At 40.7% G+C, this 16,554-nt stretch carries 9 protein-coding genes; 6 read left to right on the top strand and 3 right to left on the bottom strand.

The window, feature by feature from the left end; genetic code table 11:
* Positions 1 to 8: 8 nt before the first annotated feature.
* Positions 9 to 791 (bottom strand): potassium channel family protein, encoded by a 783-nt coding sequence (locus tag N5910_RS04545; protein ID WP_261599860.1) that lies wholly within the window; start codon positions 789 to 791, stop codon positions 9 to 11.
* 213 nt (positions 792 to 1,004) lie between these two features.
* Here N5910_RS04545 and N5910_RS04540 point away from each other — a divergent pair, with 213 nt between their 5' ends.
* A complete protein-coding gene (locus tag N5910_RS04540; RefSeq protein ID WP_261599882.1) occupies positions 1,005 to 2,030 on the top strand; it encodes a H(2)-dependent methylenetetrahydromethanopterin dehydrogenase-related protein in 1,026 nt (341 codons plus the stop codon).
* Positions 2,031 to 2,042: 12 nt separating this feature from the next.
* Positions 2,043 to 2,390 (top strand): roadblock/LC7 domain-containing protein, encoded by a 348-nt coding sequence (locus N5910_RS04535; protein WP_261599859.1) that lies wholly within the window; start codon positions 2,043 to 2,045, stop codon positions 2,388 to 2,390.
* A 419-nt stretch (positions 2,391 to 2,809) separates the two neighbouring features.
* On the opposite strand, the gene N5910_RS04530 is transcribed toward N5910_RS04535, so the two are convergent.
* A complete protein-coding gene (locus N5910_RS04530) occupies positions 2,810 to 4,513 on the bottom strand; it encodes a DUF2357 domain-containing protein (RefSeq protein WP_261599858.1) in 1,704 nt (567 codons plus the stop codon).
* A gap of 8 nt (positions 4,514 to 4,521) precedes the next feature.
* A complete protein-coding gene (locus tag N5910_RS04525; protein ID WP_261599857.1) occupies positions 4,522 to 6,606 on the bottom strand; it encodes an MrcB family domain-containing protein in 2,085 nt (694 codons plus the stop codon).
* A gap of 115 nt (positions 6,607 to 6,721) precedes the next feature.
* On the opposite strand from N5910_RS04525, the gene N5910_RS04520 reads away from it, so the two are divergent.
* From N5910_RS04520 to pglZ, 4 genes are all read left to right on the top strand, one after another.
* Positions 6,722 to 8,080, top strand: a complete 1,359-nt coding sequence (locus N5910_RS04520; protein ID WP_261599856.1) for a hypothetical protein — start codon at positions 6,722 to 6,724, stop codon at positions 8,078 to 8,080.
* Positions 8,081 to 8,578: 498 nt separating this feature from the next.
* Complete coding sequence (locus N5910_RS04515; RefSeq protein ID WP_261599855.1) at positions 8,579 to 10,849, top strand: DUF4007 family protein; 2,271 nt, start codon at positions 8,579 to 8,581, stop codon at positions 10,847 to 10,849.
* Entirely contained in the window at positions 10,849 to 14,205 is a 3,357-nt protein-coding gene (locus N5910_RS04510) for a hypothetical protein (RefSeq protein ID WP_261599854.1), read from the top strand. Before N5910_RS04515 ends, N5910_RS04510 begins: the two co-directional genes overlap by 1 nt.
* Positions 14,202 to 16,550 carry a BREX-4 system phosphatase PglZ gene (gene pglZ, locus N5910_RS04505; RefSeq protein WP_261599853.1) on the top strand — a complete coding sequence of 783 codons (2,349 nt, stop codon included), beginning with the start codon at positions 14,202 to 14,204 and terminating at the stop codon, positions 16,548 to 16,550. The genes N5910_RS04510 and pglZ overlap by 4 nt, the downstream gene beginning before the upstream one ends.
* Positions 16,551 to 16,554 lie beyond the last annotated feature (4 nt).

Here is a 16,554-nt window from a genome sequence, read left to right as displayed (position 1 = left end):
AAAGTTTTTCAATCCTTTTTCATGATGTCAACAAGGTCCCTGGTTAATTTTTCAATCCTTTCAAGACGACCCTCAAGTTCATCAATCCTCTTCTCAAGTAAACGGAAGGCCTCCCTTCTCTCGGACACCATCCGCTCCTGCTCCTCACCTATCCTCTCCAGGAGGGTTGAGGTTGCAGAGGCAGTGACGAGACTTGTGGTTGCAATGGCACTCAACATTAGAAGGATGCCCGCAAGCCTCCCAGGGAAGGTTACAGGAATTATATCACCATAACCCACGGTTGTGAGGGTCTGGAGGACGTACCATAGGGAATCCTCATAGGTTGACACCGAAGGATTAACAGGGCTCTCCGCAAGGTAAAATATAACCGTGAAGACAAAGAGGGATGTCACAAAGAACCCCAGCCCATAACTGAGACGACTCCTCCTCAGAAATTCACCAAGGGACCCTGCAAGCTGCACCAGGGCAATTGAAAGACCCATAACCTTGATGAAGTTCAGTAAACGAAGTAAAGGCGAATACTGAGCCATGCCAAGGATTGAAAACCCTATAAAGTAGAATGGAACAGCCACAACCAGAATATTCAGTGAACGACTGGTGAAATCCCGCCTCAGAAGATAGGCGGCTGCAAGGATCAGGGAGGTTAAAAGATCAAGGACGATGATATTGCTGAATGTACCCGGCTTCACAGGAAGGAATACGGTTACTGTGAGAGCGAATGCATCGACACCAATCAGTATAAGGAGGAGGGCCTCTGATAACAGTCTGATTTTTTCTCGAAGGTCATCCATAAACCGAGCCACCGTGTCATTTTAATGATATTTTTCTGTTCATAGGATTATTTATAACTTTCATGACACATACCCTTAAAATTTTCAGCATATCCCTTAGAACGGTTCAATGATCTATAAAACCATTCCCAGGGCTCCTTTGAAGATAAAACTTTAATAGGATGAGTTACAATAATGAAATTTTCCAGTTATAAACCCATTTGAGTGATAACAATGAAGGTAACGGTTTATGGAGCAGGTAATCAGAAACTATACATTGAAAACCTGAACCTCCCTGAAAAATACGGTGGGGAGGCACCATACGGTGGAAGCCGGATGGCAATTGAATTTGCAGAGGCAGGACATGAAGTCACACTTGCAGAGCCAGCTAGGGGAATCCTTGATGATGACCACTGGAACCTGGTTGAGGAGGCAGGTGTAACCGTAACTGATGATGATGCAGAGGCCGCCAGGGAGGCCGAGGTGGCAGTTCTATTCACACCCTTCGGTAAGAAGACATTTGAGATTGCAAAGAACATACTCCCGGAGCTCCCTGAAAACGCGGTGATAGCAAACACCTGCACCGTATCACCCGTGGTACTCTACTACGTCCTTGAGAAGGAGCTCAGGATGGAGCGAAGGGACATCGGCATAGCATCCATGCACCCTGCAGCCGTACCAGGCACACCACAGCACGAACACTACGTCATAGGCGGACACGCAACAAGCGACCTTGACATGGCAACGGATGAACAGATAGCAAGATGCGTTGAACTTGCAGAAAGCTCAGGTAAGAAGGCATACGTGGTCCCTGCAGACGTATCAAGTGCGGTTGCAGACATGGGGTCCCTGGTGACCGCAGTAGCCCTCTCAGGAGTCCTGGACTACTACTACGTCGGTACAAAGATCATAGGGGCGCCTGAGGAGATGGTTGAGAAGCAGATACTCATGACACTCCAGACAATGGCATCCCTGGTTGAAACCTCAGGCGTCAGGGGCATGGCACGGGCAATGAACCCAGAACTCCTTGTAAAGAGCGCAAAATCAATGCACCTCCTTGATGAGCAGGAGGAACTCGACGCAGCCCTCAGGAAACTATCAGACCTCAATGAGGATGTTATGAAGTGGATAGATGGTGCTGATGTTAATCACACAGACCTGGTGGCTGCCCAGGCACTCACAGCTGAACTTAAAACCGTTATGGGTGAAAGGGCGGCTGAGGGAACAATAAGAAGATGCATGAGGAAGATGTTTGAATAGGTGGTGTTAGGGTTGATAGAGAGGATACTCAAGGACCTTGGAAGAATAAACGGTGTTAACGGATCCCTGGTCGTTGGTAAGGACGGTCTCATAATCGAGAGCCAGGTGCCCGGTGACATCGACGCGGAACTCGTGGCTGCAATGGCATCAGCGGTCTTCGGTACAGCCGAAAGGTCCGCAGAGGAGATCAGACACGACCCCCTGGAGCAGGTCATGATAGAGGGTAAAAGGGGTAAGACCCTCATGATAGACGCCGGTGAGGGGATCCTTGTTGTTATAACAGAGGTCGATGTGAACCTCGGTATGATAAGGATAGAGATGAAAAGAAGTGCCGAGAGGGTTGGTGACCTTTTAGCCTGACTATCTTAAAATAAGATTTAAATTAATTCTAAACTTTAAATATTTTCATTTTTTTTCAATTTTTTTGTTATGGTTTTATTTCTTAGCTAGATTTTTGAGTTAGATAGCTGTCTATGGGGAACCATAAAATCTCAAAGTAGGGCGTGGACAGTAGTGGACTTGAATGATAAAAGAACAGCTCACTGAATCCATATTCTTTAAACTTTTCTCTTATGAGTCTTCAAGGTGTTTCTTGTCTTCTATTGTTAATTCTCCATGGTGCACATCATAGTACTCTAGTTCTTCATCAAACCATAGTTATCTGATATAAGGTTACTTGTCTTTGAAAATAATTCTGGTGAATTAAATTCATCTGATATAGTTATTAACGTCATTCGTCTCCACCATGATACTGATAATCAGAGATTTGATGTGACGGGTTAATTCTTATATTTCATAAGCTCTAAAATAACCGCTTCAAGGAAGTCCCTGAGCTTCCCCTCATCATCCTCACTTCCACCAGGATTCAGGGGGAACGCACCCACGGATGGAACCTCATGCCCGTCATCCTCCTGGAACACCACCTCCTCCGAGCCAGGGTAGAGTATATAGGCGCCCCTGCTGTGGAGTATGGCGTCCTTATAGGTGTGCATCTTGTAGACATCACCATCCCGGTAGTCCCTTTCAAGCTCCTCCCTCCTGTCCCTGAGGTCAACATCCTCATAGAAGTCCTCCAACTTCACGGTGGAGCGGTACTTGGCATCAAGGTGTATGAAGTAGGTGCACTCACCCACATCCACGAGTATCGAGTAGTCCGGTCTGAAGGGAAGGGAATAGGACCTGCAGCCGGTATCCCTGGTGAACCTCCCGTTGTATGATAGCAGAATCCTCACATCATCCATCCTGAAACTTAATATTGAGTTACCCCTCCTTATGCTGACCTTCCAGTCCCTCAGATAGAATATTTCAGAGGGATCCGCCCTGTCCCCTGTTATATCCTCCAGGATCCTGATTATCTTGAAGTAGCACCAGTACTCGTAGAGTTCACTGAGCCTCCTCTCAAAGCCCTCTAGGGCATCCTCGAGTTCATCCCAGGTGAATCTCAGTGAAAGGTCAAGCATGAAGAAGTATCTGAGGATGTCCCTGTATCCCTCCCTCTTCTGGAGTACCTGGGAGTTCAGGGGGAGGCTCCTCAGGGTCCCCACTTCCCTGAGCCAGCCAGCGGAGAGGAGGATGTTCACTTCATCCCTGAAGCCCATGAGTGAATCCTTTAGGTAACCCTCAGGGGCGGTTTCAAGGAGTTCAAGGATGAGATCCTCAAGGTTCTCGAGGAAGTACCTGTAGAAGCGGTTCTCGGGGGTGTCAGGGGTCTCCCTGAGGTTTACGTGGGGGAGGTTAAGGGGTGTTCCACTGGCATCAATGCTGGTCGGGTCCGAGATGACCATGGGAAGTTCATCGGCATCCACTGCGGATGCAAGGGCAGCGGGCACCACATCCACTTCACGTTCAAGGCCAGAGTAGAAGTTATGGTTGATGTATTCAGCCGCGGCAGGAAGGTTCCGGGGCCGGAAGATGTGTTCAAGGAGGAGGAAGTCCTCATAGAGGGTCTTTTTCTTCCTAGCCTCAGGGCTGAAGAACTGGAAGGTGGATGAATCACTCTCAAGGATTATGGATGTTATCTCCTCTGAGAGGTCAGCCAGCATGGCAGGGTACTGTTCATGGTAGTTTATCTTTTTTGACCTCACCTCAACGGGTATCTCCTCTGTGCCATGCCATGTTCTGATCCCAAGGAAGGACTTGCCGGCATAGCTTTTGAAGTTCAGTATCCCGGCTGTCTTACCCTCAAGGTCAAAGCGCATCTTCCTGAAAAGGTTTCCTGAAGAGGGGGCGAACTCTGCATCGGGGGCTCCCTCGATGAGTACCTGGTATTCTGTCTCCTCCAGGAGCATGATCTCACTCAGGTTATCATAGTAGGGGCAGTATTCAAGGCTTTCAATGCCCGGTCTATCCACCTCCGGTACGTTTATGAGTCTCACGGTGTAACCGTTCACTTCAACTTCCCTTTCAGGATGTTGGGTTGTTGCCGGGCCCCCGTTGATCCTCAGGGTTCCCTGTCTGAATTTGATGATGATCTCCCGGTCCATCATCCCATCTACCTTATGAATGAGACGTACCTCTGGATTTTGAGGGTTTCTATCATTTCATTGAGTTTTCTCTCCGAGGCGGGGTATTTTCCGCTGCAGTGGTCCCTGAGATCCTCCAGCGTCCCCTTAAGGAGTCTTTCTGGGCCGTGGATCTTGGGGAGGATCTTCTGTTTTATCTGGGCGTCCATGTACCGTTCCCAGCCCCTCCATGGCTTCGGGCGTCCCTTGTAGATCCAGGCTGCATGCATGAATCTGAGCACCTCCTCTGTGACCCTGAATCCGAATTCGAATCCTGGCTCCTGGAGTGCATTGTGGAAGAACTGGAGTTCAGAAACCAGGCTGTCCCATACACCTTCAAGGTCGGATCTTATCTTTTCGATTTGAGGTTCGTGGTGATTGAGGGGGTCTTCGAGGAATTTGAGGTCACCTTCCGGGTTTTCATGTTCCCATCCCCTCAGGTATTCCTCGGGTGCTGTGGTTTCGAATTCGATGGTGTTCGCCCGGTCCAGGACCTTGGGTGAGAACATGTAGGTTGTCTCATCCACGTTCACGGTGCCGACCACAAGGAGGTTTCTTGGAATCTCAACGCTCTCCGGGAAATCACATTCACTGTTATGAAGTGGTACTGGCTCGCCGCTTTCAATGGCTGAGAGGAAATCAGAGAAGTAGCGTTCAACGTGTGAGAGGTTCATCTCATCAAGTATGATGATGTAGGGGTTCTCCTGGTCCTCTGATGCATTCATGATGAAGTCCAGGGTCGGTGTGCTCTGATATTCGCCGGTCATGATGTTAAGGTATCCGAAGATATGCCTCTTCTCGGTCCAGTTAGCCCCAACAGGAACGACAAGGTACCTTTTCTCCCCTTCAGAGAGGTAACGGCCATAGAGCTGGGCAAGCCTGGTCTTACCGGTCCCTGAATTACCTGTCAGTATAACAAAGTTCTTAACCTTAAGGGCAAGGAGAAAGTTCTCAACAAGTTCGGGTTTAAAATAAAAACCATGAGAAGTTAAATAGTCGTAGAATGAAGCTTCTAATGATATTCCTTTCCCACGGGGAGGTTTTTCAATGTTTTTGAGAGAATCATAGAGTTTCAGGAATAGTTTCAGGTCTCCTTCAATTTCTTCCTCTGATGGAAGGGCTGATGCGGGATAGTACTTTGCGTATATATTTCCTGCCTCATAGAGGGGTGCAAGACCCCTTTTTCCGAGTGAAATTTCCTCAAGCAGACCTTCCTGATTTATCTGTCCCCTGAATTCCTCTGCCATGGCCCTTAGTGTTTTATTTGCCCTTTTTTCACCGTATTCCTTATTTATATCGCTGACGCCTTGGTGTAATGATAGGTATACTCCCTTCATATCCTCCCTGAAGAGGTAGACGATGCAGGGGCCATTCCTGGTTGTGTCTGTTATTTGGGGATCCATGACTGCGATCCATGGTATCGTGGCCCAGTTTCCCTGGCCTGCAGATCCCCTGACCAGGTATCTTTCATCTCCAGTAATCCTTTCAAGTTCCCTGGGGATTTTTCTGCGTATTAGCTTCGCCAGGGGGTGGCCTGTGAATGATTCATTCCTTGCATTGGAGTATTCCTGAAGGACCTTCAGTATCATGTCCCGTAGGTTTGAAGAATCTTCTTTCATTCTTTTAACTTCATATACAAAGTCCCTTATCTTTTCAGGGATGCTTTCATCTATTTTACCTATAACCACAACCTCTGATGTCTGATTACCATCGATGACCTCTGTCCACTCACCCCTGTATTTCTCAGTGAACAACTTTTTACTGTAGTTCCCGCCAAGTTTTCCTCGATGCACAAGGTAATAGTTCCCCAGGGGGTCACGTGCAAAGGCACCCCCTATCCTCCTGTTTATACCCTCAGGCGGGGAATTTATTTCACATATTATGGTCCTGTTTTCTCCCTCTTCAGGTTCATCGGTTCCAAAACCGTTCCAGTGGCGACTGCCCTCAATGAACCTGTACATGTACCATATTCTAAGATCGGAGATCCAGTAGACCTTTCCTCGTTCCTCACCTCCCTGAAAGCCGGCACCACCTTCAACTACCTTATCGGCCCTGCTTTTTAAAATACTGCTCATTTTATCCTGAGCCTTCTTTATCTCCTCCCTGCTAGATACTATTGAGAGATTAACATATTTTATAACCAGATTACCACCCCAAAATTTTATTATTAGCCTCATTCAATTATAGTTTATGATAATGCCTCGCGGCGGTATTGACAGATACTCAACCTTCGGTCTGCGGGATGAATGGCTTCCGGCAATATTCACCTATGAGGATGAATGGATTGAGAGGAACAGCTTTGGACCTGTCCAGGTTAAAGCCGTTAAGAACTGGCTCCTGGATGGAGGACTCATAGATAAAAATGGGATAACTCCTCTTTTCAGAAGTATACGTGAAATCTATTTCCATGATCCGGAATCTGCCTGGCAGATCATATGGACAGAATTCTATTACGGTTCACCTGCTGTTCGCTTATTCTGCGATGAAACCGATTTTGAAACCGAACTAAGCGGGGATGATCTTGTTGAAATATTCAGTAAAGCATTACCTGGTCTTAAAGGGACCACAATTAAAAACCCGGTCTCAGCAGTCCTGAACATGTTTAAACTTTCACGGCTCGGAGTGCTTGTTTCAGATGAGGGGAATGGTAGGGAAATCAGGAGGATCCACCTTAATTCCATTGAGCCCCATGTCGCTGCATACTCGGTAATCAGATTGATGGAGGAGGAGGGGCTCCGGGAGATAAGGATAGGGGACCTGTATCATAAAAACGCCGGTGGGGGTCCCTTCAAACTTTTTGGCACCGAAGAACCCCGCCTCAGGAACCTGCTCCATGATGCCGGTCTTCTCATCTCCCCTGAAGATGATGTTGTAAGGTCCTCGGATATCAGCTCAAAGAAAATCCTTGATGATTTCACAGATCATCTCTTAAATTATGCCCCTGAAAGGCCGGAGCTCGATGCTGAGGCCAGTGAAGTTAGGAGAAAATTGATTGAATCCATAAAGAATAAACCTGGTGAGCTTTTTGGCGATGAAATAGACACACTCAACGGGTTTCTGGCCGGCTCATCCCTCAGGGACCTAAGAATCCACCACATAACCAGGGAGGATATTTACAATTCAGAGCTTTTCAGACCAGGGGATAACTCCATAGACGTGGCCCTGGTCTATGGGAGAATTGAAGATAGCATCAGTGATGGTGTTCAGAATGTTCTTTACGTCTCCATGGAATGGCAACCTGACGTGGATGAGATGGAACTCCTTGCAGACTGCAGGGCGCAGGGTGAGGTATCCGGTGCCCCTGGGGCTGCCAGGCGCCTATCACTGAAACTTATAGGTGAAATGGTGGAATCCGGTTTCCACTGGTACGTTAACGGCGAATCAGGATACGGTGAGAAACTCTACCACCTCAGTGAAATCATAAATAACAGTCTTTCACTCAGGATCTTCACCAGCGGCCCTGAAACCCTTCCATTCCATATAGGATTTCTTTATGGTAATATTATCCCCGTAATCGAGCATGAGGGATATGAAGATGTTTCTGAATGATGTGTAGAACCCATGTTCATCAACGATCAGTTCCTTTCCCTTAAGATCCTCTTTTCCTGAGATATCTGCCTTCAAACGTCTGATGGACTTTTTCCCGGGTTCCTTGAAGAACAAGTACCTCCCAGGGGGAAGGAATATACCCCGACCTTCATCATCAGTTATAAGAACGGCCCTGCTTCAGTTTTTCAGTGTCACTTTTTATTTAATTAATCCACAGTTATTAGCTCATCATAACCCAATAAATAGTACTGTATTTGCTCTTTTATAGTAATAGAGGCTTTCTAATTTTTATTGTAAATATTTTTCTAAAATTTTATGATAGTAACTGTTATATTAAATTAATAGAATTAATTTAACAAAATGGTAAGAATTTTAAAGTGTGAATAATTTATCCGAACTTATAAGGGGTGCATTTAAATTTATAATTTAAAGTGGAATATTAATGGAAATTTTCCAGTATTAACTGAAGCTTATCATAGTGTTAATGCTCCAAGGCCGGTGTTTTTTGAAGAGATGGATCTCTTAAAATTGTATGAATATCTTGAATACCCTAAATGTGAAGAGCCTTTATTATGGGCTATCGGCCGTACCTATTACTATAATGGTGAGCCCATCTTAAAAGTAAAGGGTGGTGCCTTTTTCGAAACTCCTAAAATTGAGTTGATTAAAGACATTAAGGATGAAAAATTGGAAATAAAGCCTGTTAACATGAAAAACCTGATAAAGGTAAATGAAAAACAGTTATTCATCCTGGAAAATGAGGCGATGGATTTCATTCATGGCCTCTATGATAACTATGAGGATAAATCTGTTTTCACTGTGTCTTATAGTGGTGGTAAAGATTCTCAAGCAGTCTTAGATTTAGTAACACGAGTAATTCCACCTGATAAACTTATAGTTGTATTCTCAGACACCACACTTGAAAGCAAGTTTACATATGAGAATTTAAAGAAAACCAGGAGCCATTATTTAAGTAAATACCCTAACCTGGAATTTAGAACTGCTAGACCAGCTAAAACCGCTATAAAATTGATGGAATATGCTGGTTTACCCAGCAGGTTCAAAAGGTGGTGCACTGACGCTTTGAAAACAGCACCCTTTAATAATCTTCTTCGGAGCATTTCCCGTGAACATGCTAACGTCATCGTTTTTGAAGGGGTTAGGTCTGAGGAAAGCTCTAAGAGATTAAACTACTCTAGGATTGAACATGGAGTTAAACATTCAGCTAGTATTAATGCCAGGCCTATCCTTGAATGGAACATCACTGAAGTCTACCTCTATATATTTTATCGAAAACTGCACTTAAACAGGGCATATAGATGGGGTTTAAACAGGGTAGGGTGCATAATATGTCCCTACGCATCTTCCTGGACCGAATTTGTTAACTCCAAAATCGATAAAGAATCAATAACTCCTTACATTTCATTCATTGAAGACTATGCAAAAGCAAGAGGTGTCCCTCAGAAATCTATAAAAAAATTTATTAATAACGGGGAATGGAAAAAAAGAGCCGGCGGGATGGGATTAGACTTAAAATCAAACATAATATTCTCCGAAAAAGAAGACAAATTAAAAGGAATCCTTGAAAAACCAAGAGAAGATTTCATGGAATGGTCAAAAGTCCTTGGTGAAAGAATCTATAAGGAACACAACGGGGTTATTGAAGGAGAAATAAGAATAGATGAGCACAAGATAAACTTTAAATCCGAAAATTTCAATTCAGGGAAAAGAAAAGTAATCGAATTCTCGAATATAAAAAATTCATCCATTAAATCCAAGATTAGAAAAGTATTATATAAAACAACCTTTTGCGTGAATTGCGGGATCTGTGAATCTGAATGCCCTAATTTCGCACTGAAATCAATAGGCGGTGTCAAAATTAACCCTCATCTTTGTGAAAATTGCCATAAATGCTCATATTTTTCAAAGAATGGCTGTATTGTAGCAGCATCTGTCTATACTTCTGTTGGTGGGAAAATGAAAAAGAAAACTAGTGGGATCGATAAATATTCAACCTTTGGACTGCGTCAGGAATGGTTAAATGAATTTTTTGTTTCTGGTGAAGAATGGTTATCTAATAATACTCTTGGCCCAAAACAAGTCCCTGCAGTTTTAAGATGGCTTATCGACGCAGAAATCCTTGATGGGACTAAAAAAACAATCACAGAACTGGGCCATCAATTATTAAAGATTTATGAAAAGGACAGGTCTTTAGCCTGGCTTATCATCTGGAATAACATGTACTACAACTCAGCCGTGGTTGAATGGTATCTAGATAAAAACCCATGGAAAATTACAACTAATAAACAAGACCTCAAAGAAAGAATCACCCAGGATTACCCAGGATACAGTAAAGGCACACTAAGCAACCCAATAGATGCCATGATTAACATGTTTGACAATTCACCACTCGGCAGAGAACTTGGAATTGGAATTATAGAAAAAAAAGGAAGAGCAGTTAAATCCATCACCAAAGCCGGAGTAAGAAACATAGAACCATATGCAGTAGCCTACTCCCTATACAAACTAGCAGAAAACACCTCAAGAAGAAACTTCACCATCACAGAACTCTTTAACGAAGAAACCAGAGGAGGACCATACAAGATATTTGGATTACCACAAGAAGAACTTGAAAAAACACTAAGAGGATTACAAGAAAGAAAAGAAAGAACCTTAAACGTTGAACTAGCCGCCGACCTAGACAACATACACTTAAGAGACGATCTAACCCCAAAAGACATACTTAAAATATACTTAGGTGCCTTATAATGAAATACAAGGACATAATAACCCTAAACGAAAGATTCCAACCAGCCTACGACCTCGAAAACGAAATAGAAGACCACTGGAAAACATTCATCCCAACAGATAAATTTCGAGAAGTTTTATCCAAAACCCTAGATTCACTCACCACTAACCGAATCGAAGACAAACAATCCATATGGATCCAGGGCACATACGGAACCGGAAAAAGCCACGCAGCCGCAGTCATTAAACACCTCCTCACAGACGAAACCAACATACTTAACGACTTTGACATTAAAAACCCACAACTTGAAGCCAAATTAAAATCTTTCAGAGAAAAAAAGAAAATCTTCCCAATCATAATCAAAGGAACATCAGGAATTAGCGACGCCGGAGAATTCCGACTACAAATACAAAGAGCCGTTAAAAAATCCCTACAAAAAGCAGGACTCGACTTCAGGACAAAAACAGACTTTCAAACCCTCATCGAAGTCCTAAACGAAGGACACCTAAACTTTGAAAGCCTCTTTAAAGGAACTGAAATAGAAAAATTATATGGAGACAAAGAAAAAATAATAAAATTACTTGAAAACGAAGACATAAACATCCAAAGAAAAATCGAAAAAATCCTCTTAAAAAACGCGATTAATATCAACTCAACATCAAGCATCCACGAATGGCTTAAAGAAATCAACAATGAACTCAAGGAAAGAGGCATTGCTGACAGTTTAATCATCTTCTGGGACGAATTCACCGGAATCATGGACTTAGAAAACATCAGTCCAATCATCACAGAAGTCCAAAATATAGCAGAACTATCCGCCAAACACGACATCTACCTCTTCATAATCTCACATAGAACACCATACCACTTAAAAAACAAAGGAAAAGACGAAGACCTTGAAAAAATACTCGGAAGATTCAAACTCATCGAATACTCCATGGAAACCATCACAACATACCACTTAATCGAAAACAGCATAAAAAAGAAAAACCCCCAAAAATGGGAATCCCTCAAAAACAATCACCTACCACAAATAAAAGACATCATAGAAAAAATCTCAGGACATGAAAACAACACCACACAATCACTCGAAAATATCTTCCCAATACACCCATACACAGCCTTCATAGCAACCATAATCGCACGCAACATCGGATCAACAGAAAGAAGCATATTCAAATTCTTATACGATGAAAAAAAAGGATTCAAAAAATTCCTAAACTCTAATATCAAAGAAAAACCATTCCTAACAACCGATTACCTATGGGACTTCTTCTTAACCGATTTTAACAGGATAGAAAACGAAAAAGTCTACTCTGTCATGGAACGCTACAAATTATATAACAACAAACTCAAAAAATCCGGAGAAAACTACACAACCGTCTTCAAAACCATCCTCCTCCTAAACCTAATATACCGTCTCGTTGAATTAAGCGAAACCAGCATCCTAAAACCAACCACCAAGAACATCTCCAACATTCTCAAAGGACACCTCAACGAAAAAAAAGTAGAAGACATCCTAAACCATATAGACAAAAACAAAATAATCAACAAAAACCCTGACGGACTATTCATCATCTCCAGTTCCTCACTACCCCCAGAAGAGATAGAAAAAGAAAAAGAAACCCTTAAAAAAATCTATAACAAAGTCACAAAAATACTAAACTCCGAACAGGAAAAAGAACTAAAAAACAACATAAATGCCCTGCGCGAAATAGAAATCAAAATATTAGATGCACCAAGAAACACATCAAACCTAAAATCAATCCTAGAAAAAAAATTCAAAAAAGACTACGCAGTCCCCATAGCCCTATTCTTAAGCATAAACAACTCCGAAAAAGAAAAAATCAGAAACCAACTATTAGAAACTTCAAAACACATTAAAAACAAACTACTCATCCTAAGCGACAAAGAACTAGGCGAAGACGGATTCAACAGATTCCTAGATTACAAATCAAGAAGCATCATAGCAGGCAACCACAACTACAATGACGAAAAAGAAGAAAACGAAGATCACGCCAAAAAAACAATAGACAAATGGATTAACGAAATACTAAACACTTCAGTCACCTGCTTCTTTAACGGAGAAGAAAAAAAACTCCTATTCCGAAAACTTGGAAAAGAAATAGAAGAATACTTCTCACCCAGAATATTTAACCAGGGACTTGAAAACATCAAAATCAACCAGAACAAAAACGTCTGGAAGCCAGAAAAATCAAAAAAAGCAGCCGAAATATTCCTATTCTCAGAAAACAGATCAGTAATAGAAGAAAAAGCCACAGGCATCGATAAATACCTCCTATCAATACTAAAAGACAACGACGGAAGCTACATTGTAGACACCAACCTCAACTTAAAAAAAGACATAATCAACCACCCACTAAAACAGATGCAAGAAGAAATAAAAAAAACCATCGAAACCCAAACCGACAACAACTTCAACCTAGGAGATGAACTAAAATTCTTATCAAAACCCCCATATGGACTATACAAATCCAAAATAAACATCGCAGCACTCTCCTTTTTAATGCGCCAATATATAGATAACTTCTTCGACTCAGGAACTGGAATCCAATGGACCAAAGAAAGAATGCGAGATAGAATCCTCGAAATATTCAATTACTGGGAAACCAACAAAAACCGCAACAAACTCCACATCAGGAAAGGCTCAGAAGAAGAAACAAGAATAATAGAATGCATCTCAAACATCTTTAACTTTAAAGGCTTAGAAAGCTTAAACGACACCAAATGGGAAATCAAAAAATGGGTTGACAAAGAAGAATTCCCCCTCTGGCTCTTCAAATATACAACCAGGGCCAATGAAAAAACAAGCCAAAAATTCAAAAAAATATTCGAATTCACAAAAATGAACGACAACGAAATAAACCCTGAAAAACTCAAAGAATTACTTAACGAAATAACAGACTACGAAATAGACCTCAAATCCATTATAATACAAGAAACTAAAAACAAACCAGAAACCTGGAAAAAAGCATTCTGCAATTGGGCCGCAACACTCAACATTGAAAAAGAAACCATTTCAGAGAAAAGCAACGAAATATTAACTTACCTTAAAAAGAACATGCAAGAATCTATCAGTCACTGGGATGAAAAAGAAACAGAATCCAAATTTAAAGATTGGATTATAAACCACACACCCAGCACCCCACATGAACCAGTACTAATAAAAAATCCTAAAGAAACCAGGAATCAAATTGATAAAGACATAGAAGGATCCGGTAATGAGGAAACAGAGAAACTGAAAAATAAAATAAAAAAATCAGATCGCGAAAAACTGGAAAAGATCCTGATAAAACTCATAGAAGACAACCCTTACATCACTGAAGAAATAAGAAGGTTGATGGGGAGATTATGATTTCTTCAAATATAAAGGAGTTCAACTCCTTTAATAAACTCTTTTTAGAGATGGAAAACGATCTACAGACTGACAATAGGTATCCTGTTAGATTTATTTTTCTAAACTCATTTGAAGAACTAAAAAAATTTATGGAATATATTGGGGAGATTTCTAAAACAGTTTCTTTAGATGGCATGCTAGATGGAAGTGAATGGCTGTCTTTTGATAACATACTGAAAAATATAAAAGAAGCCATTAAAAAGGATTCAAGGATATGTGTTGTCCCTCTTTCGGAGTTTCTAAGGTTTTCACCTAAAAAGGATTTTTATGCTCTATTAAAGGGCTTATCTGAAATAGAAACTAATGATAAGACCAAGATATATATTCCACTTGTGGGGCTATACAAGAGGTTTTCAAATGAATTCATGGAGGAATTTTATAGGAAAGATGAGTGGGCTCCCATATGGTGTTTAAATGGAACTAGTGATCAACTAACTATTTATCATGCAGATTTTGATTTCGAAGTAGAATTAGAATTAGAGGAATTTGAAATTATTAGAAATACACATGATTGGTTTAATTTATGGAAAAAAACTTATTATAATGATAGATTTTTATCATTTTCACCCGTAATTTCATTTTTTCACGAAGAATGGCTTCCTGATGAAATATTTAATTTGAGGATTATTAAGAATCAGAAGGAATTCCTCAATGATATAATGAATATAAATGTTGAGATACATTTTGATGAAAAAGAGTCTCTATATTGGAATAATCTAATTAAAGAGTTCAATAAAAAGAGTAGAACTGGAATAAAAAGTGTATCTTCCCTCATTAAAGATTACCTGAATGTACAGGATCTTAGAAAATTGAAAGGATCTCATTTTGTCAAATCATTTCTGAATGAAAAGAGCGATTTTTATAAGTGGCTAATTAAATCATATTTTGTGAATTTAAAGGACAAGTCTTATTTAACGCATTGTTTTAAATGTATGAAAACTCTTGAGAATAGTGAATTGATTGAAATCCTCTGGCTTGAAATATTTAACGCAGATAACATTGAAGAATTTTATGAGGAAAGAAAAGAAATATTGAAGGTTATACCGTTAATAGAAGATTTTAAAATCAAAAATCAGCTTGAAAAGCTTGAAGATTTGTCATGGGAAAAAATTGCAAGGTTTATCACGGGAATTCTCGATGTTGAGAAGTCATTTATAATTAAGAAAATAGAAAATCTTGAGGTAGATGATTTAGAAAACATCAGGCCTTACTTGAAAGATTGTTTCACTGACCTATATTACTATACTGACTGGGATAACATAAAATATAATTTAGAAACTGAAAGTTGGATATTAGACTATTTTAAGGAATATAATATCTCTAAAATCAGGTACCAGTTTTCAGAAAATTTGAAAGAAATAATTGAAGAGAAAAATAGGGATGAAGAATCATTTTCTAAATGGTTTTATAAAATTGAAGAGCCTGAGATTATTCCAGAAGAACTTGGGGTGTTTAATTGCTGGATTGATGGTCTGGGTGTTGAATGGCTTCCTTTAATATTTAATTTGATAGCGGAGCATTTTGATGATGAATATGAAATAAATGCATACATTCGGCGTGTTGACCTCCCGAGTACTACTGAGTGTAACAAGTACGAATTCCAAAAATTCAGGGAACTGGATGAATACATCCATAAAGAACATTACAAACACCCCGAGACCCTAATAAACGAACTCAAAATAATAAGAGATATCATAAAAGAAATTTCTAATAAATCCATTTCAGGTTATAATACAATAAACATCTACTCTGACCATGGTTTCAGCTTTTTAACATTGAGAAAATTTAATAATAAAGCCCTTGGTTTTGACGAAGCTAAGCATGATGGACGATATGCCTTTATTGAGGATAATAAAAATTTAAATGATGAATATTATATTACTGTCAGCTCTAAGTGTAAGGATAATTCTAATGTTTTGGTTGCTCTAAAACATGCTTCTCTATCCAAACGACCCTCAAAGGAAACTCATGGAGGAGCAACACCAGAAGAGGTTTTGGTACCCTATATCAGTCTATCAAAACGTGAAGAAAAAATCATATACCGTCTAAAAGAGTCTGAAATTGAAGTTGAAATAAGTGAACCAAAAGTACCATTTGAAATATACCCCACACCAACTGAGACTCCAAAGGTATTGCTGAATGAGAGGGAGTTAAATATTAAAACTATTGGTAAGGGATGCTATGAAATTGATGTGTCTGATTTAAAGGCTGGAGAATATAATGTCAAGATAAACCTTAAAAAACAGTTTTTAGACTTAAAAATTAATTTGAAGGCCGGGTTCAGGGAAACAGATCTCTTTTAAAGGG

Origin of the sequence: Methanothermobacter wolfeii (genome assembly GCF_025397995.1) — an archaeon.
In the GTDB taxonomy this organism is placed as follows: domain Archaea; phylum Methanobacteriota; class Methanobacteria; order Methanobacteriales; family Methanothermobacteraceae; genus Methanothermobacter; species Methanothermobacter wolfei.
Note: the sequence above shows the minus strand (reverse complement) of the source record. Positions and strands in the feature narration are given on the sequence as shown.

Coding starts and splice junctions, on each gene's coding strand:
- N5910_RS04545 (WP_261599860.1), bottom strand. CDS start 791: ATGGATGACCTTCGAGAAAAAATCAGACTGTTATCAGAGGCCCTCCTC.
- N5910_RS04510 (WP_261599854.1), top strand. CDS start 10,849: ATGAAATACAAGGACATAATAACCCTAAACGAAAGATTCCAACCAGCC.
- pglZ (WP_261599853.1), top strand. CDS start 14,202: ATGATTTCTTCAAATATAAAGGAGTTCAACTCCTTTAATAAACTCTTT.
- N5910_RS04540 (WP_261599882.1), top strand. CDS start 1,005: ATGAAGGTAACGGTTTATGGAGCAGGTAATCAGAAACTATACATTGAA.
- N5910_RS04520 (WP_261599856.1), top strand. CDS start 6,722: ATGATAATGCCTCGCGGCGGTATTGACAGATACTCAACCTTCGGTCTG.
- N5910_RS04530 (WP_261599858.1), bottom strand. CDS start 4,513: ATGGACCGGGAGATCATCATCAAATTCAGACAGGGAACCCTGAGGATC.
- N5910_RS04525 (WP_261599857.1), bottom strand. CDS start 6,606: ATGAGCAGTATTTTAAAAAGCAGGGCCGATAAGGTAGTTGAAGGTGGT.